We start from the raw sequence: 21,482 nt of genomic DNA, 5'->3' as shown, positions 1-21,482 counted from the left end.
TCCGTATTTGCGAGTGCAAAAGTAAAACTTTATTTTTTAATGACCAAATGTTTTTGAAGAAAATTTTAAAGTTTTTTAAGTAACCTTAACCCTTCCTAAAACCTCAATCTATACTCCTGCGCTCCCTCTAATTGGGACTGCAAAGATACAAACTCTTTTTTAACTGGCAACTTTTTTTAAAAAAGTTTTAAAGTTTTTTTCGTCCGTTTCTTTTTTGAAGTAATATCGTTTATGCCTAGCTTAAGGCGCTTCTGCGCTACTGTTCTACTCTCGTTTTCAGTGGGGCAAAGATAGTAACTTTCCACAACGCAAAACAAGTTTATTTAACATAAATTTTACATTACAGTGATATTTATTCCTAAAGAACTGGGTAGCAGGGGGAAAAATTTTAAACATTTGTTTGGAGAATCGGGGTGGGAGTGTGGGAGAGTTTGAGGGTTTGAGGGGAGAGAGGGATGATTCGGGATGCGGGATGCGGGGTTTGGGGTGGCTATGATCAAATAAAGTATATATTATATAATAGAGAGACTAGGCTAGAGAGCTGACTTCCTTCAACTAGACTAAAGAGTATAAGATTTAACTCCTATACCCGTAATTAATTACAATGCTTCGACTCAGCTCAGCATGACATGGCTAATACTAACGGCTAAAAGGCCTTAGACATTATACTGTCATTTTACTTCCTTTAAGGCTCTTGTAAAGAAGTCGGGATTCCTGCGGAATGATACAAGGGGAATAGGGATTGATACTCAATAACCAGTTTCCATAGAAATCAGCAATCTGAAAATTCAATACCAATGTTCCCTTTCTACCTAAAAACCCGAACCTCGAAACTCAATAACCAGAACCTCATCATTCATCATTCACCACTTATCATTAACGACCCCCTACCCTAGCCCTGATAGAAATGGTTACCCCGCAGCTTGCTTCGAAGGGTGGGTGGGTTTAGGTGTGGGGGACCCTTCGGCTTCGCTCAGGGTGACAGCGTGGGAAAGCCTCGGCGCGAGGAGTAGGAATGGATAGCAGGAAATAGCTCCTGAAAAAAGTTCGAGAGTTGGAAGGTTGGAGGGTGAGTGGGTAAGAGAGTTTAGAGAGGGGAAGTGAAGCACAAAGAGACATAAGCTGAAATAGGGATATATTCTCTAAAAGGGACAAAAAACATTCCGTAAGAATCCTAAATATGTGGGACTCCTACGGAATGGGGATAAAACGAAGTTATATTTCTAGTTCAGAACGTATGATGTTCCGTCTCTTCCGTCTTTTAATTCGATCCCTTCTGCAAGCAGTTTATCTCTGATCTGGTCTGAAAGTTCGAAGTTTTTGGATTTTCTTGCCTGGTTTCTCAATTCGATCAAAACTTTTAAGGTCTGATCAAGTTTTTCATTGTTATTTTCTTCTATGGTCTGTAATCCCAGAACGTCGAAGATGAATGCATTCAGTGTTGATTTTAAGTCTTCAAGATCTTCTGTTGCAATTGTTTCTTTGCCATCTTTCAGCGCAAAGATATATTTCACCGCTTCAAACAGGTGGGCAATCAGTATTGGCGAATTAAAGTCATCTGTTAATGCTTCATAGGCTTTATTTTTCCATTCTTTCAGGCTGAAACCGGATTGTTTTGAATCATCAGGGGTAATAGAAGCCAATACTTTCACAGCTTCCATTAATCTGATAAATCCTTTTTCGCTCGCTATCATGGCATCGTTTGAAATATCCAGAACGCTTCGGTAGTGCGCCTGCAGGAAACAGAAGCGTACAATTGAAGGGTGGAACGGCTTTTCAAAGAAGTCGTTATCTCCTGTCACCAGCTGCATGGGCAGGATATAGTTTCCTGTAGATTTGCTCATACGCTGAGAATTCATCGTCAGCATATTGGCGTGCATCCAGTAATTCACCGGTGCGGCATCGTTGCAGGCTTTGCCTTGTGCAATTTCGCATTCGTGGTGGGGAAATTTAAGATCCATTCCTCCTCCATGGATATCGAATGTTTCGCCAAGATATTTTGTACTCATTGCAGTACATTCAAGGTGCCATCCCGGAAAACCTTCTCCCCAAGGGGAGTTCCATCTCATGATGTGGGCTGGGGATGCTTTTTTCCACAATGCAAAATCCTGTGGGTTTTTCTTTTCTCCCTGGCCGTCCAGGTCTCTGGTATTGGCAAAAAGTTCTTCTATATTTCGTTTTGAAAGTTCACCGTAATTCAATCCTCTTTTATTGTATTCCAAAACGTCAAAGTATACTGAACCGTTGCTTTCGTAGGCAAAACCTCTTTCAATCAGCTTTTGAGTTAATTCGATCTGTTCTACAATATGTCCTGTAGCGGTAGGTTCGATATTGGGTGGCAGCAGATTGAACATATCCAGTACTTTGTGGAAATCTACGGTATATTTCTGTACAATTTCCATAGGCTCCAGTTTTTCAAGTCTGGTTTGTTTTACGAATCTGTCGTTATCTACATTTCCATCATCGGTAAGGTGTCCTGCGTCGGTAATATTTCTTACATATCTTACTTTGTATCCCAAATGCATCAGGGTACGGTAGATAAAATCGAAAGAAAGGAAAGTTCTTACATTTCCCAAATGTACATTGCTGTACACGGTAGGTCCGCAGACATACATTCCGACATTTCCTTCCAAGATAGGTTTGAATATTTCTTTTTCCGCTGTAAGGGAGTTATATAATTTTAATTGCATCTATTTTTAAGTTAAAGATTTAATGATTTTAAGATTCAAAATTGAGTTAAAAAATATTTTTGTCACAACAAATAATTGTCGTGATAAAAATCTTATCTGAAACTTTTTTAAATTTTATCATAATTAAATCGCTTTTAAATGATGCTGCAGATGATCTACATAATCATCGATAATAAACTCCAATGTATAGACCCGTGGTTCTGTTTTGGTCGTATCACAGGTTCTCTGTAATGCTTCGTCCGGGATATTTTCTACGATATGAACAATCTGATAGTTCAAAGATTTCCACAGGTCAATAAGATCTGAAGTAGGAACATTCTGATAGTTCTGAGCTTTTACCCAAAAATTCTGATCATATACAATATTTTCGTTCTCTTTATATTGTGTCACAACAAATCTACGGATATTTGTAAAAGCGCTGTCACAAAGATGGCCAATAATTTCTTTTTTGGACCATTTTTCCGAGGAATTTTTATATATCCATTCTTCTTCAGTGATATTTTGGAATCTCTGAAGCTGTGTATCAATAATATTTTTAAGGATCTGGTAGTTCATTGTTTATTAATCCAGTTTTGCATGACTTCCTACGTAATGTAAGAATTCCTGTCTTGTGATAGGGTTTGTTCTGAAAATACCACTGAGTTCCGCAGTAATTGTGGAGCTTGCTGTATCTTTTATTCCTCTGCAGTTGACACAAAGGTGTTTTGCATCAATGATACACGCCACATCTTTAGTTCCCAAAGCTTCTTTCAAAGCATCTACAATCTGCATGGTAAGTCTTTCCTGAACCTGTGGTCTTTTCGCATAATAATCAACAATTCTGTTAATTTTTGAAAGACCGATTACTTCTCCATTGGAAATATAAGCAACATGTGCTCTACCTATAATTGGTAAAAAGTGATGCTCGCAGAAAGAGTATACCGTGATATCTTTTTCCACCAGCATCTGGCGGTATTTGTATTTGTTGGAGAAAGTGGAGATTCCTGGTTTATTTTCAGGAAGAAGTCCTCCGAAAATCTCGTTCACATACATTTTGGCAACACGTCTTGGAGAATCCTTCAGAGAATCATCTGTCATATCCAATCCCAACGTTTCCATAATCTCACCAAAAAGCTCAGTAATTTTTTCAATTTTTTCCTGTGGCGATTTATCAAAAGCATCTTCCCTTATAGGCGTATGTTCTTTTCCAGTGAAAATATCATCGTCGTTATCAGTAAAATCAACCATTTTTATTTAATTTGCAGCAAAAATACGGATAATATCTGTTCATCTATATTCAATTAGGGTGAAAAACATTATCTTTTATAACCAGCTCAGATTAAAATGCCTATGATTATTGTCGAAGAAGTACAAAACCAACTCCATAAAAAGGAATTTCTGGAATTCCCGGCCCGTCTTTATGAACACGACAAAAATTATATCCGCCCTTTAGATAAACATATTGAGGAGATTTTTGATCCTGCCAAGAATAAATTCTTCAAAAACGGAGAATGTAAAAGGTTTCTGTTTAAAAGAAATGGTAACACCGTTGGGAAAGTAGCTGTTTTTGTGAACGGCTGTTATGAACAGAAGCAGCCTACGGGAGGAATTGGCTTTTTCGACTGTATTAATGATCAGGAAACTGCCAATTTTATTTTTGACCATTGTAAAAACTGGCTTCAAAAAAAAGGAATGGAAGCAATGGACGGACCTATCAATTTTGGAGAACGGGATAAATTCTGGGGGCTTCTAATTGAAGGTTTTATTGAGCCTTTATTTGGAATGAACTACAATTTCCCTTATTACAAAGATCTTTTTGAAAATTATGGTTTTCAGATTTATTTTGAGCAGCTATGTTTTACCAGACCTGTTTTTGCGGAAGTGTCGAGGATCTTTACCATTGCGCATGAAAAGAACAGAAGAAACCCTGCGATCTCAGCACAACCTATGAAAAAGAATAATCTGCCGAAGTTTGCAAAGGATTTTACAGAGATTTATAATAAAGCATGGGCATCTCATGGAGAAGGAAAGCATCTTGAAGAAGCAAAAGTTCTGAAGATGTTCAATACCATGAAACCTATCATCAATGAGCATATTTCCTGGTTTGTATACGAAAACGAAAAACCGATTGCGATGTGGATCAATATTCCTGATCTCAACCAGTGGTTTAAATATTTGAACGGGAAATTCGGGATTTTTCAAAAGCTTAAATTTTTGTTTTTAAAACGTTTTAAAAAGAATGAAAAAATGGTGGGGCTTGTTTTTGGTGTTGTCCCCGAATGGCAGAAGAAAGGTATTGACGGATATATGATCTGGGAAGGAACTCAGCATTTAAGAAAACATACGGATTTTACCATTACGGAACTTCAGTGGATTGGTGATTTTAACCCTAAAATGATTAAGATTGCAGAAACTCTTGATACTACAGTAACACGTAGACTTGCTACTTACCGGTATTTGTTTGACAGAAATAAGGAGTTTGAGAGACACACAATACTATAGCTAAATACTTTAACAAAATTTCATCATTTTAAGAATAATAATCGTATTTTTGAAAATAACTTTTGAAAACTTTAATAAAACTAACAAAATGAGAAAAGTAATTATAAGCGCCTTACTGGTTACTTCATGCATTGTATTTGCACAGGATTTTACTCCTGATAACTACTCATCCGGCTACTCAAGTACAATATCTGTAAACAGCCTCGGAGGAGATCACGCAGTATTCGGAGTACGATCAGAAAACTATGGGAGAGCATTAAAGTATGATGAAATAGCAGGTTCTCCTTATTACAATTCAGAGTTTCATCTTGCTAAAGTAGGTGAAAACTTTGAAAAAGTACCTGTAAGATACAATAGCTACAAGGATGAAGTAGAATTTCAGAAAGAAGGTAAACCTTTGGTCCTGCCTAAAGAAGAACAGTTTTCCAAAATTGAAATTTCATCGCCAAAAAGCACAATGGTATTATTAAAAACTGATGATGATCTGAGTGGTTATTTTTTTGAATTAGTTAATGGTAAAATCCCGCTTTTCAAAAAAATAAAGGTTAAATTTCAAGATGCCATCCCTGCAGCCAATTCATATGCAACTGATAAAGCGGCTTTTTTTAAAACATTAGACCCTGTTTACTATATCAAAACAGAATCAGGATATATTAAAAAACCGAAGAAAATAAAAGATATCACAGAGGCCTTCCCTGCAAAAAAGGATGAGATTGAAAACTTTGTAAAATCTAATAATATTAAAATCAACAAAGAAGAAGACCTCATCAAACTGGTTAAGTTCTTAAATCAATAAAAAAATAAACCCCTGTGAAATTTACAGGGGTTCCTTCATTTTGGTACTTTTATTAGAATAGCTCACCGGCTACTTTTTTGATGTTATCACTTTTCCCCATTGAGTAAAAGTGGAGAACGGGAACTCCAAAGTCCAGAAGTTCTTTACACTGAGCAATAGACCATTCTATTCCGATCTGTTTTACCGCTTCATTATTTTTTGCATTTTCCACCTCATTGATCAGTTCTTCAGGAAGATCTATTTTGAATACCTGTGGCAGGATTTTCAAGTGTTTCTTTGTTGCAATAGGTTTGATTCCCGGAATAATTGGAACCGTTATTCCCATTTCTCTTGCTTTCTGAACGAATTCAATATACTTTTTATTGTCAAAAAACATTTGGGTAACGATGTAATCTGCTCCGGCATCTACTTTTTGTTTCAGCCACTTCAGATCATAATTCATGGAGGGCGCTTCCATATGTTTTTCGGGATATCCAGCAACACCGATGCAGAATTTGTTCAGTTCATCACAAACCTGTTCTTCGTTATGAAGATATTTTCCTCTTCCCAGATCATTAATCTGATTGACAAGATCCATTGCACTGGCGTGCCCTCCCTGAGTAGGTTCAAAATATTGATGCCCTTTCATGGCGTCACCTCTTAAGGCCATTACATTATCTATTCCAAGGTACATACAATCTACCAGCAGATATTCTGTTTCTTCTTTTGTAAAACCTCCGCAAAGAAGGTGTGGCACTGTATCAACATTATATTTATGCTGGATGGCTGCACAAATACCCAAGGTTCCGGGGCGCATCCTTGTAATACGGCGTTCCATCAGCCCGTTTCCTTTGTCCAGATAGATGTATTCTTCTCTGGATGTGGTAACATCAATGAAAGGAGGTTTGAACTCCATCAACGGATCTATGTTCGTATAAAGATCTTCAATACCTATTCCCTTTTGTGGTGGAACAACTTCTAAGGAGAATAAAGTTTTTCCATTTGCGTTTTTAATGTGTTCTGTTATCTTCATGTTAATGTTAATCTGCTAAATTGGGTGACAACCATTTTTTCGCTTCCTGGATGCTACAACCTCTTCTTGCTGCATAATCTTCAAGCTGGTCTTCTGTAATTTTACCTAATCCGAAATATTTGGCATGCGGGCTTCCGAAATAATATCCGGAAACAGATGCTGTTGGGAACATGGCAAGGCTTTCTGTAAGGAAAACCCCAGTATTCTCTTCTACTTTTAAAAGGTCCCAGATGGTTTTCTTTTCCAGATGGTCCGGGCAAGCCGGATATCCCGGAGCCGGACGGATTCCTTTATATTTTTCGGCAATAAGCTCTTCGTTGCTTAAGTTTTCCTGATTGGCGTATCCCCAGTATTCCGTTCTGACTTTTTTATGTAAGAATTCGGCATAAGCTTCTGCAAAACGGTCTGCCAAAGCTTTGACCATGATAGAATTGTAATCATCATTGGCTTTTTCGTATTCCGCAGACAGTTCATCGGTACCAAATCCGGTGGTTACGCAGAATGCTCCCACATAATCGGTTTTTCCTGAACTTTGTGGAGCAATGAAATCACTTAGCGCCAGATAATCTTTGCCTTTTGATCTCTGAGCCTGCTGTCTTAGAGTTAAAAATTTTGCCTGCTCATTATTATTTCCATCAAAAATCAAAATATCATCAGATTCATTGGAATTGGCTTTAAAGATTCCGAAGATGGCTTTTGCGGTTAACAGTTTCTCATCCAGAATTCTATTCAAAATAACCTGAGCATCTTTGAATAGTTCTTTTGCTTGAGCTCCTACCACCTCATCTTCCAGAATATTCGGGTATTTTCCGTGGAGATCCCAGCTTCTGAAAAACGGAGACCAGTCGATAAAAGGAAGAAGCTCTCTCAGATCCTGATTTTCAATTACTTTTATTCCGAGATTATTCGGTGTGAAAATTTCTTCATTTTCCCAGTCAATTTTAAAGTGATTTTCCCTTGCTTCTTTGATTGAAACATAATCTTTATCCACCTGTCTGTTCAGAAATTTTTTTCTGAAATCAGAGTAGTCATTCTTTAAATCCGAAACATATTCTTTATTTCTGTCACCCAGCAATGAGCTTACAACGTTTACCGCTCTTGAAGCATCATTCACATGAACGACAGCATTTTTATATTTCAAATCGATTTTCACGGCCGTATGTGCTTTTGACGTTGTAGCACCGCCGATTAATAGAGGGAAATCCAAATTTTGTCTTTCTAATTCTGAAGCGATGTACACCATTTCATCCAAACTTGGGGTAATCAGTCCGCTTAGCCCAATAACATCTACTTTTTCTTCAATGGCAGTCTGAATAATCTTTTCGGCGGGAACCATTACTCCAAGGTCAACAATTTCATAGTTGTTACAACCTAAAACAACACTCACAATGTTTTTGCCGATATCATGAACGTCCCCTTTTACGGTTGCCATTAATATTTTTCCGTTGGCAGGTTTTGTTCCGTCTTTTTCTGCTTCAATGAAAGGCTGTAAATAAGCTACTGCCTTTTTCATTACCCTTGCGGATTTTACTACCTGTGGAAGGAACATTTTTCCACTTCCGAATAAATCTCCAACCACTCCCATACCTGTCATCAGGTTCACTTCGATGACGTGAAGGGGTCTTTCGGCCAATAGCCTTGCTTCTTCTACATCTTCTTCAATAAAACGGTCGATTCCTTTTACCAAAGCATGGGTAATCCTTTCCTGTAGAGGATTATTTCTCCACTCTAAGTCTTCAGTCTTTTCCTTTTTTACCGATTTATGTTTCTCAGAGTAATCTAAAAGCCTTTCGGTAGCATCTTCTCTTTTATCCAGGATGACATCTTCTACCAGCTCCAGCAATTCTTTATTGATTTCATCATAAACCTCCAGCATAGCCGGATTTACAATACCAATGTTCATTCCTGCCTGAATCGCATGGTACAGGAATACAGAGTGCATGGCTTCTCTCACCGTATCATTTCCACGGAAGGAGAAAGAAACATTACTCACGCCTCCACTCACGGATGCGTAAGGAAGATTTTGTCTTACCCAGCGTGTCGCTTCAATAAAATCGATGGCATTTCTTCTGTGCTCATCCATTCCAGTTGCTACCGGAAAGATATTTAAGTCAAAAATGATATCTTCTGCGGGGAAGCCAATCTGGTTCACCAAAATATCATAGGAACGTTTTGAAATTTCAATTCTTCGTTCAAAACTGTCTGCCTGTCCTACCTCATCAAATGCCATTACAATGACAGCTGCACCATACCTTTTGATGGCCTTGGCATGTTTGATAAATTCTTCCTCGCCTTCTTTTAAGCTAATGGAATTCACGACACATTTTCCCTGAGCTACCTGAAGACCTGCTTCAAGGATCTCCCATTTGGAAGAATCTACCATAATCGGGATTCTTGCAATATCCGGTTCAGAGGCAATTAAGTTCAGGAATTTGATCATCGATGCTTTTCCATCAATCAAACCATCATCAAAGTTAACATCCAGAATCTGGGCACCTCCTTCTACCTGATGGCGGGCAATATCTAAGGCTTCTGAGAATTTCTCCTCTTTAATCAGTCTTAAAAACTTTTTGGATCCGGCAACATTTGTTCTTTCACCAACGTTGATGAAATTACTTTCCGGGGTTATGATAAGAGGCTCGAGGCCTGATAATCTTAAATACTTCATTTTATTCTTCTAAAATATAGTAGGCATTATTGGCATTCTGCTTCAATAAATCCCTATGCTTACTTAAAGCTGTAATCAGCGGAAATCTTTTGTATGCTAAACCATGTTCTTTAGCAAATTCTTCAATCTCCTCTGTAATTTCATTATAATACATATAACTGTAATTGGGAAACAGATGGTGAGCAACGTGAAAATTGAAATTTCCCAACACATTTCTTACAAACCAGTTATTTTCTTTGAGATCATTGGTTACTTCCAGCTGGTGGCGAAGCCAGCTAAACGGCAGACCATTCTCTTTATTTAATTTTGGAAAGGCATTATCAGGAAGCGGATGCAAAGGCAGTAACACAAACAATGCAAAAATACTTGCTGATATCACCTGTAAAAACCACGCTCCTAAAGCCAATCCTATTGATACTTTAAAGAACACTACAGGAACAACGATCTGATAAAAGAAATAGAACAGCTTATAGCTTATCATTTTTACTTTTTCAATGGTGGGTATCTTTCCCTGGGTTTTTAAAATCACCCTTTCTTTATCAAAAAAGTCTCTGAAGTCTCTTATAAACATCCAGTTGAACAAATACAACGGATAGACTAAAAAGAAAAACTTGTCCTGATACTTCTGTACTCCTTTCGCTTTAATCCACGGTACAATTAAAAGCAGTCCGCTCTGCTCGATATCCGTATCCCATCCATCTACGTTCGGATAGGCGTGATGGCTTGCGATATGTCTTTTTTTCCAGATATAGGAGTTGGCTCCTATAAAATCAAAAATGTGAAGAATCAGCCCATTGAGTCTTTTACTCTTATAAATGTTATTATGGGCCGCTTCGTGGATTAAGTTTAAATAAATCAAAACCAGAGAAATTCCCATTAAAACAAAACTCAGAATATAGATCCAATGCTTTTCGGCATTAAGAACAGCGAGAAAATATAAACCAATATAGACCAATGGCAGGATGACTGCTTTGATCTGAATGTAGATATCTCTGTTTTCAGAAATCCCTTCCACCCTTTGGTTTACTTTCTTCCTCAACTCATTAAAAAGCTTAACATCTTCTGAATCTTTTAAGTAAATCGGCTTTTCCATTACATTAAATTTTGTGGTTTATTTAAAGATAATATTTATAACCGAGCCTTCATTCTTGATTTTAATTAAAAAAATCTATCAAATCAGACAAATTCTTTCAATTCTCTAGGCGGATAATCTTTCACCAGATCTGCAATCGCCCTGATATGCTCAGGGGTAGTTCCGCAGCATCCTCCAATAATATTGATTAATCCTTTCTCTACATATTCTTTAATCTGTCTTGCCATGTCCTCAGGAGTTTCGTCATATTTTCCGAAAGCATTTGGTAAACCGGCATTCGGGTATGCTGAAACATAGAATTCTGAATTATGAGCCAGTGTTTCAAGATAAGGAGTCAGCTGATCTGCTCCCAATGCACAGTTGAAACCTACGCTTAGTAAATTCAGGTGGGAAACTGAGATCAGAAAAGCTTCTGCGGTCTGTCCGCTCAATGTTCTTCCTGAAGCATCTGTAATAGTTCCTGAAACCATAATCGGAATCTTAATTCCTCTTTCATCCTGCAGTTCATCAATCGCAAATAAAGCTGCTTTCGCATTCAAGGTATCAAAGATGGTTTCTACCAGAAAAATATCTGAACCTCCATCCAGCAAAGCTTCACATTGCTGTTTGTATGCTACTCTCAATTCTTCAAAGGTGATGGCTCTGTATCCCGGGTCATTCACATCAGGGCTTAAACTTGCTGTTCTGTTTGTAGGTCCGATAGATCCTGCTACAAATCTCGGTTTGTCCGGATTTTTTGCGGTGTACTCGTCACAGGCTTTTCTGGCAATTTTTGCTGACTCATAGTTCAGGTCGTATACCAGATCTTCCATATGATAATCTGCCATGGCAATCGTAGTTCCTGAGAACGTATTGGTTTCAATGATGTCTGCTCCGGCTTCCAGATATTTCTTGTGAACTTCTTCAATCGCCTGAGGCTGTGTCAGAGAAAGCAGGTCATTGTTTCCTTTTACCGGATGTTCCCAGTCTTTGAAGCGCTCCCCACGGTAATCTTCTTCTTCGAATTTGTATCTCTGAAGCATGGTACCCATCGCTCCGTCAAGAATTAAAATTCTTTCGGATAAAGCTTTATATAATTGTTCTGAATTTTTCATTTTTATCTTTTTTGGCTAAAAACCAGTTGCTATTTGGATTAATCCAAAGCTTGTTTTAAATCTGCAATGATATCATCCACATTTTCCAATCCTACTGAACAACGTACCAGTCCTGCAGTAATACCTACTTCATTTCTTTCTTCGTCTGACAGTTTGGAGTGCGTTGTAGAAGCCGGATGCGTAACGATCGTTCTTGTATCACCTAAGTTGGCGGACAATGAACACATTTGTATCTTATCTAAAAAGTTTCTTCCTCCTTCTATTCCTCCTTTTATTTCAAAGGCTACGATATTTCCCCCGAGCTTCATCTGCTTTCTGGCTACTTCATAGCTTGGATGGGATTTCAGGAATGGATATTTTACCAATTCTACATTAGGATGGCTTTCTAAAAACTCCGCTACCTTCAAGGCATTCTCACAATGCTTTTCTACACGGATAGCCAATGTTTCCAGACTTTTTGATAATACCCAGGCGTTGAAAGGAGACAATGCAGGCCCTGTATTTCTTGCGAAAAGATAAATTTCTCTGATCAGGTCTTCTTTTCCTACTGCGATTCCTCCTAAAACTCTTCCTTGTCCGTCAATCAGTTTCGTTGCTGAGTGTACCACAATATCTGCACCATATTTGATGGGCTGCTGAAGATAAGGTGTTGCAAAACAATTATCTACAATAAATATAAGATTATGCTTTTTGGCGATCTGACCGAAAAACTCTAGATCAAGAATTTCAATAGCGGGATTGGTAGGAGTTTCAAGGTATAAGATCTTTGTATTAGGTTTGATGTATTGCTCCACATTCGCTGCATCTTCTGCTTTGAAATAAGAGGTTTCAATATTCCATTTCGGGAAATATTTGGTAAACAAAGTGTGGGTAGACCCGAATACTGACTGGCAGCTTACAATATGATCCCCAGCATTTAACAAAGCTGCAAATGTTGAATAGATGGCTGCCATTCCTGTTGCAAAAGCATATCCTGCTTCTGCACCTTCCATTTTAGCGATCTTATCTGTAAATTCTGTTACATTAGGATTGGAAAAACGGCTGTATAAATTTTTAGGTTTTTCTTCTGCAAAGCTTGCTCTCATATCCTCCGCATCCTGAAATATAAAACTGGAGGTAAGATAGAGCGGCGTAGAATGCTCATCAAACTGAGTTCTTTCCGTCTGGGTTCTTATTGCTGATGTTTCAAAATTTTCCATATAGTTTTAATTTGTCAATTTAACAGTGTATCAATGAGATTCTTCACTATGTTCAGAATGACAAACTGTTATATTAAATATTATTTTGTTTCACTTACTCTTAAAATATCTCCGAATACTCCTCTTGCGGTTACCTTTGCTCCGGCTCCGGCTCCCATAATCACGATTGGATTTTCACCATAGCTTTCTGTATAAATTTCAAAGATGGAGTCTGAACCTTTCAGTTGTCCCAATGCTGAAGTTGCAGGAACAGAAACCAGTTTTACATCCAGTTCACCTTTATCTTTCTGTAAATCTCCGTGCAGATCACCTACATATCTCAATACATGTCCCGGTTCCTGATTTTCTTTTATTTTCTGATATTCTTCGTCCAGTTCTTCCAGTCTTGAAAGGAATTCTGATTTTGAAACTTCAAGCAGACTTTCCGGAACAAGATTTTGAATATTGATATCTCCGAACTCGTTGATTAAGTCTAATTCTCTCGCCAGGATCAATAGTTTTCTTGCAACATCATTTCCTGATAAGTCTTCTCTCGGATCCGGTTCGGTGTATCCTTTTTCCAAGGCTTCGTTGATGATGGTTGAAAATTTATCGTCTCTCAAAGAAAAATTATTGAACACATAGCTCAATGTTCCTGAGAATACGCCTTTGATTCTTGTGATATTTTCTCCTGAAAGGTGCAGTAATTTGATGGTATCAATTAAAGGTAATCCAGCCCCAACATTGGTTTCATACAAGTAACGTCTGTTATTTTTATTCAACGTATATCTTAGTTTTCTGTATTCTTCTATCGGAAGGGTATTGAAAATCTTGTTGGAAGAAACCAGATCGAAACCGTTTTCTGCCAGGGCATGATAGTTTTTAACAAAATCTTTGCTTGCTGTGTTATCCACAACGATCAGATTTTCCAGTTGATTTTCGTTGGAGAAATTAATCAGTTCTTCAACATTTGACGGTCTTTCAGCTGTTAAAACCTCATCTCCCCAATTGGCATCAAACCCTTTTTTGTTGAAGGCAATTTTCTTTGAATTGGCTACCGCAACTACTTTAAGGTCTATTTTTTTACGTTTTTTAATTTCTTCTGCAGATTCAAGTACCTGTTCTATCAAGGTTTTTCCTACGTTTCCGTGACCAATAATGGCCAGATGAACGGTCTTTGGCTTTTTGAAAATTTCAGATTCTATGATATTTCTTGTTTTTTCATCCTGCGAAGAGGTCACTACGATATTGACTCTGTTTTCTCCTGCCACCTGATTTAAAAGTAACGGGAAAACATTATTTCTTGCCAGCTCAGCAAAAACTTTATTGAAATCTTCTGCAACAAAACCAATCACAGAAACATTATTGATACTATAAATCTGAGAAACTTTTCCTGATTTTCTTTCTGCCTCAAATTCATCAATAAGACAGGCAACTGCTTTTTCTGCATCATTTTCATGAACCAGAATAGAAATTCCGTTTTCTATGGCCTGCTGAGAGATTACTCCTACACTGATACGCGCCAAAGTAAGCGCTTTAAAAATTCGTCCGTCAATCCCGATTTCTCCCAGGAAATCTTCTCCTTCAAATTTGACGATTGATCTGTTCTTCAAAAATTTTATTTCGTTAGCATTTTTCATTACTTCTATAAAATGTTTTTAATGATATTATTTAATTGTTGATATTCCATTAGGAAGGCATCATGCCCGTGTATAGATTGGATCTCGTGATAAGAAACATCCTTATTTTTCTCTTTTAAGTTTTCAAAACACATTCGGATTTCAGAAGCCGGGAAGAATAAGTCTGTATCTACGGAGATCATGTGCATTCGTGCCTGAATGTTCTCCAGTGCTGTATCAGCAGCATTTATATTCATTAAGAGATGATTCATCAGTTTGTACGCTTTCAAACTAAATCTTTCGTTTAGCGCATTACCATGATAAACCAGCCAGTCTTCTGATTCCAGGCGTTGTTTGTCCTGGTTATATTGGTTTTGAAATCTGTCATTGAGCGACTGCGGTGTTCTGTAGCACAACATGGCATGAATTCTTGCTTTCTGTAATGGTTCTTCCTTATCATTTAATAAAAATTTCTGAACCAGACACTGTGCATGAAGCCAGTCGTGCGTTCTGTAATCGCAGGCAATAGGAATAAAAATCTCAGCAAGATCCGGCTGCTGGGCAAGCATTTCCCAGGCAATACCTCCTCCCAGAGAGCCTCCTATAATGGCATATAAATTTTTGATCTGTAAAACTTCAAGCCCTTTCAGAAATATCGCAGCGATATCTGAAGGAGTAAAGTCTTCATAATCTTCAATTAAAAAATCGTCATATCCGTTTCCTGGTATATTGAAGCACAGAACGGTATACTGATCGGTATCAACAATCTGATTTTTCCCTACCAGCTGTTTCCACCAGCCTTTTTCTCCGGATACATTTGAGTTTCCGGTGAGAGCATGGTTGATTAAGATAACAGGGGCTGTAAACAGATCTTTCCCAAAGAGCTGATAGCTCAACGGGATATGGTATTCCTTTTGGGAATGAGTTTGATACGTAAGATTAATATAGTTTAGTTCTGTTTTCAATTCTATTAAATTTTAATACAATTGAAAATGCCACAGGAAATGGCTGAAAAAGAACTTCAGTGAGTTATCTGTCCAAAATTATTTGGTAGAACGTAGCACCTTCTTTGCTTGCGCAAAGGGTTGCTAAGGTTTCATAGGGTCTAATCCCTCAACCTTTCTTGATAACATTTTCAATATTTGAATGAACGAATGGTGCAAAGGTAGTTCTTTTCTTTTAATTTCAAAAAAAAATTATTTTAATATTTAAAAAAGCCCTTAAATACAAGTATTCCAAGACCATATTAATAATTGTTCAGATGAAAAAAATTGGAATTACTTCTCAAAAAAACTAACTTCGTATTGAAAAATGATGCCATATGACCGCCGAAAAAGATAGATTACAAGATACCAAATGGAAAAACTGGGGACCTTATGTAAGCAACCGGCAGTGGGGAAATGTACGTGAAGATTATAGCCCGAACGGGAATGCCTGGAATTTCACCAATCATAATAATGCCGAAAGCTATGCCTACCGCTGGGGTGAAGAAGGCATTGCCGGAATTTCCGATGTAAAGCAGCTTTTATGTTTTGCTTTTTCATTCTGGAACAAGAAAGATAAAATGGTAAAAGAACGGTTCTTTGGCCTGAGCAATCCTCAGGGAAACCATGGGGAAGACATCAAAGAAATCTTTTATTACCTGGATAATACGCCTACCCACAGCTATATGAAAATGCTGTACAAGTACCCGATCAATGAGTTTCCTTATGATGACATTCTTGCTGAAAATGGAAAACGCAGCAAAAAGGAACCTGAGTATGAGCTTTTCGACACCGGGATTTTTGATAATGATGAATATTTTGATATTTTCATAGAATATTGTAAAGCCGATCACAATGATATTCTGGCCAGGGTGACAGTCTGTAACCGAAGCCAGCATGAGGCACCTATCGTGGTGGCACCTACAGCATGGTTCAGAAATAACTGGAAATGGGGATACAACACCTATAAGGCAGAACTTAATGCTTCTCATGACGGAAGTATCAATATTGCCCACGACAGTATTTCGATAAAGAAGCTGTATTCCAGAAATTCAAATGCACAAAGTGTATTTTGTGATAATGAAACCAATACTTCTAAGCTTTACGGAGCTCCTGCAGTTGAAAACACCTATTTCAAAGACGGAATCAATAATTATATTATCCATCAAACGGATACGGTAAATCCCGAAAAAAGAGGAACAAAGGCTTCTTTTCTGATTGATGAGCTTATCGGAGCCGGAGAATCAAAGGTTTTTGAATTCAGATTGTGCCCGGATGAAGCCGATGAGCCTTTTGAAAACTTTGATGAAATTTTCAATACCCGGCAGGCTGAAGCTGAAGAGTTTTATCAGGAAATTCAGAGCGATACCGTTAACGAAGATGAGAGAAATGTACAGAGACAGGCTTTTGCAGGACTTCTCTGGAACAAACAGTTTTATCATTATAATATCGGAAAATGGCTGAAAGGTGATCCCAACTTTGAAGCCCCAAGAAATTTCAACGAATATGTAAGAAATACGGAATGGAATCATCTCCATAATAAGGATATTATTTCTATGCCCGATAAATGGGAGTATCCATGGTATGCCACATGGGATCTGGCGTTTCACTGTGTTCCGTTTTCCATCATCGATGCAGAGTTTGCCAAAGGGCAGCTTTTGCTGCTTACGAAAGAATGGTATATGCATCCTAACGGACAGCTTCCTGCCTATGAGTGGAATATGAGTGATGTGAATCCGCCGGTGCACGCATGGTCTTGTTTCCGTGTTTTTAAAATTGATGAAAAAAATAACGGAAAGCCGGATTTATTATTCTTAGAAAAAGTATTCCAGAAACTCCTGCTCAATTTCACGTGGTGGGTGAACCGAAAGGATAAAAACGGAAAAAATATTTTCGGTGGAGGTTTCCTGGGTCTCGATAATATCGGAGCTTTTGACCGTAACATGGTTTTAAAGGATGGCCAGCACCTCGAACAGGCAGACGGAACCAGCTGGATGGCCATGTATGCATTGAATATGATGCGTATTGCGATGGAACTTGCCCAATATTACCAGGTGTATGAAGATATGGCCATCAAGTTTTTTGAACATTATCTTTACATCGCTGAGGCTATGGAAAATCTTGGCGAAGGCACAAAAGGGCTTTGGAATGAAGAAGATGGATTTTTCTATGATGTATTGCAGCTTGGAAACGGAGACAGTGTTTCTTTGAGGTTAAGAAGTATTGTTGGTTTGATCCCAATGTTTGCTGTTGAAATTGTAGACCACCGCTTACTGGAAAAGATGCCGAACTTCAGAACCCGAATGGAGTGGATCTTAAAAAATAAACCGGAGCTTACCAAACTCGTTTCCCATTGGGACGAGGAAGGACACGGACGAAAACACCTGATGAGCATACTTCGTAAAAACAGACTGACAAAAGTTCTGACCAGAATGCTTGATGAAAACGAGTTCCTGAGTTCTTACGGAATCCGCGCCATGTCTAAGGTATATGAAGAAAATCCCTTTGTCTTTTCTGTGCACGGAACGGAAAATATGGTCTACTATACACCTGCCGAAAGTGACAGCCGGATGTTTGGCGGAAACAGCAACTGGCGCGGCCCCATCTGGTTTCCGATCAATTTCCTGATTGTGGAAAGCCTGCAGCGCTTCCATTATTATTATGGAAACAGTCTGAAAGTAGAACTTCCAACAGGCAGCGGCGATAAAAGAAACCTTGATGAAGTAGCCCAGAATATCAGCAAAAGACTCTGCTCAATATTTTTAAAGGATGAACATGGCCAAAGAGCGTTCAATGGAGGGAATCCAAAGTTCAATTATGATGAACATTTCAGAGATTACATTACCTTCTTTGAGTATTTCCATGGTGATAACGGCCGTGGTGTGGGTGCTTCTCACCAGACAGGATGGACAGCCACTGTAGCAAAACTGATAAAACCAAGGCTCACCTTTTAATAAGCAATGAGTAGTTGGTAATGAGTAATATAAAAGCCGGATGAAACATCCGGCTTTTCCTGTTTTATATAAGAGATTAAATTTTTTCTCCGTTCACAAATACTTCGTATCCGATTTCCACATTCGGTTCTAACGTTTTTGATACAGAGCAGTATTTTTCAAAAGAAAGTTCTGCAGCCTTTAATGCTTTTTTAGGATCAATTTCTCCTTCCAGAAGGAATTTAACTTTAATTGATTTAAAAGGTTTTGCATCTTCTACCTGTACTCTCTCTCCTTCTACCTCTGCCTGAAAGCTTTTAATTTCCTGACGTTGCTTCTTCAGAATAGACACCACATCAATTCCGCTGCAGCCTGCTACAGCCATCAGTACACTTTCCATTGGGGAAACTCCTTTGGCTCCCGGCTGGGAAGTATTATCTAAAAGAATAGAATTTCCCTGAGCATTGGTACATTCAAATAAAAAATCGTCGTTTATTCTGTTGAGTGTAATTTTCATTGTAAGAATTTATAATTCAGAATTCTTTTTATATTCTTGTTCAAATATAAAAAACTTTGTGGATTAAACCTGAGGCTAAGACATGATATCAACCATAGCCTGAAAAACATTATCGGGATTTTCTGCAATTCGGTTACACATGTACAGATACCATTCATCACCATACACAATATACTGCCTGCACGGGTAACCTTCTTTATGGATTTCATTCAACAGGTCTTCCTGTATTCCCAGTAACATTTCAAATTCATACTTAGATTTTGGAATATCATATTGTTCAATAAGTTCTTTAACTCTATTTTGAATGATATTATGATGGGTAGCTATTGAACATTTTCTGTTATTAGTGAAAAGAGTTTCAATATATTTAATATATAAATCGTCTAAATGTTTTCCTCTTTCTACAGCATGTCCCGGAGGAACAGCAAAAGCTCCTTTTACAATTCTTATTTTTCCTTGTGTTTCAGCCAATATCCGTTCAAGGTCTTTTGGAGTACGATTTAAATAAGCCTGAAGTGTAATCCCCACATTTGAAAAATCGTTTGATATTTTACAATAGGTATTAATAATATCATCAGTTCTTTCAACTCCTTCTGCACTAATCACTATTTCAATATCTTTTTTATAAGCTGATTCCGCTAACAATACTAAATTACTATAAGTGATATCTTTGTCAATTGCAAGTCCGATATGTGATAAATCCAAAGAAACAATAGAATTAATATTCTCTTCTTTCACATTATTAATCAAACGAAGGAAATGTTGAGTTACCGCTTCTGACTCTTTCACTGAACGGGTACTTTCTCCCATAAACTCTAATGAAGTGGGAATTCCTTTAGCATTAATTCTTTTAGCAGTAGCAATAGCTTCCTCCATTTTTTCGCCTCCTATATATCTTTTAGCTGCTTTAAGCAGGAGTTTAAAGAGCTCAGGATTGTTAAGAATATATTCTTTTGCCCCTTCATTTAATGCTGCTATTTTCAACAGAGCACCTGCTTTTTCTTTTAGTTCCATTTATTTTTTGTGATTTGTATTTACATATTTTATAAAATTCCTCTCGCTTTTATCTCCAGATATTTATTGATAACATCGATATTCAAATTTTCCGGAAGTGTATAAACGGTATAGATTCCATATTTCCGGAGTTCCTGGATGATCAGTTTCTTCTCAAACTCAAATTTTTCTGCAATGATCTCGTCATAAATTTCCTGCATACTTTCAGGATTTTTGTTGATCAGCGTCTGCAGTTCTGAATTTTTAAAGAATACCACGACCAGCAAATGATTTTTTGCAATTCCGCGAAGATATTTCAGCTGTCGGTTTAGTCCGTCTAACGTTTCAAAATTGGTAAAAAGCAGAATTAAACTTCTTTGGTTGATGGAATATTTTACATCCTGATATAATCTGTTGAAATCACTTTCGAAGAAATCTGTTTTAATATTATAAAGTGCCTCGGAAATTTTCTTCAGCTGTCCGGATTTATTGTCAGCAGCAATTTTATTTTCGGCTTTTTTGGAAAAGGTCATCATTCCGGCTCTGTCTCCTTTTCTCAAAATAATATGAGACAGCGCCATGGTTGCATTTATGGAATAATCCAGCAGGCTTAATCCATTGAAAGGCATTTTCATGGTTCGTCCTTTATCAATCAGCATAAAAATACGCTGTGATTTTTCATCCTGAAACTGATTAACCATTAAACGATTTGTTTTCGAAGTTGCTTTCCAGTTGATCGTTCTGATATCATCTCCGGGTACATATTCTTTGATCTGCTCAAATTCCATGGTGTGTCCAAGCTTTCTGACTTTCTTGATTCCACCTAATAAAAATTCACTCTGAATAGCCATCAGTTCATATTTTCGGAGATGAATAAAAGAGGGATAGGCAGGAAGCATCGCATCTTTCTGGAAAATAAATCTTTTTGAAATCAGTCCTATTGGTGATGATGCGTACACATTCAAACCTCCGAAATGATATTCTCCCCTTTCTTTAGGTTCTAATGAATATTGAAAAAATGTATTTCCTCCGGAAGCAATCTGCTTTTCGATCAGAAAATCTCTTTTCTGAAATTGGAACGGGATTTCATCAATAATTTTAGTGGCTATGGTAAAGTTGTAATTATTTTTGATATCAATTTTTACAAAATTCTCATCTCCATTAGACAATTTTTCCGGCAGAATCCTTTGAACCTGCAATGCATTCTTCTGATTAAAAATCAACAGAAAATCTACCATTGCTGCCAAAAAACAAATCAGGAGTGTGATATGGGCTACCCACATCAGCACCGGAAAGAAAAATGCAAGGACATACAGAATCCCCACTCCGATGAGTGCAAAAAAGAAACGTGTATTGATGTATAAGTTTTTCATTGGTAGGTGGCAGGTTGCAGATGATAGGTTGCAGGTTACAGGTTTTGAGGAT

Annotated in this window: 16 protein-coding genes and 1 riboswitch; of the genes, 3 read left to right on the top strand and 13 right to left on the bottom strand. The window is 37.6% G+C overall.

Annotated elements, in window-relative coordinates; translation table 11 throughout:
• Positions 1-1,223: 1,223 nt before the first annotated feature.
• The 3 genes from cysS to folE form a co-directional block, all read right to left on the bottom strand.
• Positions 1,224-2,690, bottom strand: coding sequence for a cysteine--tRNA ligase (cysS, locus tag DEU40_RS03905; RefSeq protein ID WP_110008604.1), 1,467 nt, complete (start codon positions 2,688-2,690; stop codon positions 1,224-1,226).
• A gap of 123 nt (positions 2,691-2,813) precedes the next feature.
• Positions 2,814-3,245, bottom strand: a complete 432-nt coding sequence (locus DEU40_RS03900) for a DinB family protein (protein WP_110008603.1) — start codon at positions 3,243-3,245, stop codon at positions 2,814-2,816.
• Between the two features lie 6 nt (positions 3,246-3,251).
• Positions 3,252-3,917 (bottom strand): GTP cyclohydrolase I FolE, encoded by a 666-nt coding sequence (gene folE / locus DEU40_RS03895; RefSeq protein ID WP_002983392.1) that lies wholly within the window; start codon positions 3,915-3,917, stop codon positions 3,252-3,254.
• Positions 3,918-4,019: 102 nt separating this feature from the next.
• Here folE and DEU40_RS22210 point away from each other — a divergent pair, with 102 nt between their 5' ends.
• Together DEU40_RS22210 and DEU40_RS03885 are read left to right on the top strand one after the other, a co-directional pair.
• The gene (locus DEU40_RS22210; protein WP_137905050.1) at positions 4,020-5,171 is read left to right on the top strand and encodes a hypothetical protein; all 1,152 of its coding nucleotides are present in this window, start codon (positions 4,020-4,022) and stop codon (positions 5,169-5,171) included.
• Between the two features lie 88 nt (positions 5,172-5,259).
• Positions 5,260-5,967 carry a hypothetical protein gene (locus DEU40_RS03885; protein ID WP_110008602.1) on the top strand — a complete coding sequence of 236 codons (708 nt, stop codon included), beginning with the start codon at positions 5,260-5,262 and terminating at the stop codon, positions 5,965-5,967.
• A gap of 52 nt (positions 5,968-6,019) precedes the next feature.
• Here the strand turns inward: DEU40_RS03885 and metF are convergent, their stop codons facing one another.
• The 7 genes from metF to DEU40_RS03850 form a co-directional block, all read right to left on the bottom strand.
• Positions 6,020-6,979 (bottom strand): methylenetetrahydrofolate reductase [NAD(P)H], encoded by a 960-nt coding sequence (gene metF / locus DEU40_RS03880; protein ID WP_110008601.1) that lies wholly within the window; start codon positions 6,977-6,979, stop codon positions 6,020-6,022.
• 7 nt (positions 6,980-6,986) lie between these two features.
• Positions 6,987-9,647, bottom strand: coding sequence for a methionine synthase (metH, locus tag DEU40_RS03875; RefSeq protein ID WP_110008600.1), 2,661 nt, complete (start codon positions 9,645-9,647; stop codon positions 6,987-6,989).
• Position 9,648: 1 nt separating this feature from the next.
• Entirely contained in the window at positions 9,649-10,740 is a 1,092-nt protein-coding gene (locus DEU40_RS03870) for a fatty acid desaturase family protein (RefSeq protein WP_110008599.1), read from the bottom strand.
• 83 nt (positions 10,741-10,823) lie between these two features.
• Positions 10,824-11,834 carry a homocysteine S-methyltransferase family protein gene (locus DEU40_RS03865; RefSeq protein WP_110008598.1) on the bottom strand — a complete coding sequence of 337 codons (1,011 nt, stop codon included), beginning with the start codon at positions 11,832-11,834 and terminating at the stop codon, positions 10,824-10,826.
• Between the two features lie 38 nt (positions 11,835-11,872).
• Positions 11,873-13,033: an O-succinylhomoserine sulfhydrylase gene (locus tag DEU40_RS03860; protein ID WP_110008597.1), complete on the bottom strand. Its 1,161-nt coding sequence runs from the start codon at positions 13,031-13,033 to the stop codon at positions 11,873-11,875.
• Between the two features lie 80 nt (positions 13,034-13,113).
• The gene (locus tag DEU40_RS03855; RefSeq protein WP_110008596.1) at positions 13,114-14,652 is read right to left on the bottom strand and encodes an ACT domain-containing protein; all 1,539 of its coding nucleotides are present in this window, start codon (positions 14,650-14,652) and stop codon (positions 13,114-13,116) included.
• Positions 14,653-14,657: 5 nt separating this feature from the next.
• Positions 14,658-15,596 (bottom strand): alpha/beta fold hydrolase, encoded by a 939-nt coding sequence (locus tag DEU40_RS03850; protein ID WP_110008595.1) that lies wholly within the window; start codon positions 15,594-15,596, stop codon positions 14,658-14,660.
• 61 nt (positions 15,597-15,657) lie between these two features.
• A riboswitch (SAM riboswitch) is annotated at positions 15,658-15,764 on the bottom strand.
• A 188-nt stretch (positions 15,765-15,952) separates the two neighbouring features.
• Here DEU40_RS03850 and DEU40_RS03845 point away from each other — a divergent pair.
• Entirely contained in the window at positions 15,953-18,568 is a 2,616-nt protein-coding gene (locus tag DEU40_RS03845) for an MGH1-like glycoside hydrolase domain-containing protein (protein WP_110008594.1), read from the top strand.
• A 76-nt stretch (positions 18,569-18,644) separates the two neighbouring features.
• On the opposite strand, the gene DEU40_RS03840 is transcribed toward DEU40_RS03845, so the two are convergent.
• The 3 genes from DEU40_RS03840 to DEU40_RS03830 all read right to left on the bottom strand — a co-directional run bounded on the left by DEU40_RS03840 (position 18,645) and on the right by DEU40_RS03830 (position 21,430).
• Positions 18,645-19,064, bottom strand: a complete 420-nt coding sequence (locus DEU40_RS03840) for an OsmC family protein (protein ID WP_110008593.1) — start codon at positions 19,062-19,064, stop codon at positions 18,645-18,647.
• Between the two features lie 75 nt (positions 19,065-19,139).
• Positions 19,140-20,078: a proline dehydrogenase family protein gene (locus DEU40_RS03835; protein ID WP_110008592.1), complete on the bottom strand. Its 939-nt coding sequence runs from the start codon at positions 20,076-20,078 to the stop codon at positions 19,140-19,142.
• A 29-nt stretch (positions 20,079-20,107) separates the two neighbouring features.
• On the bottom strand, positions 20,108-21,430 hold the full coding sequence (locus DEU40_RS03830) for a DUF58 domain-containing protein (protein WP_110008591.1): 1,323 nt from the start codon (positions 21,428-21,430) through the stop codon (positions 20,108-20,110).
• Between the last annotated feature and the right edge of the window lie 52 nt (positions 21,431-21,482).

Source organism: Chryseobacterium sp. AG844 (genome assembly GCF_003182335.1).
Classification (GTDB): domain Bacteria; phylum Bacteroidota; class Bacteroidia; order Flavobacteriales; family Weeksellaceae; genus Chryseobacterium; species Chryseobacterium cupriresistens.
This window is presented reverse-complemented; position numbering and strand designations above follow the sequence as displayed.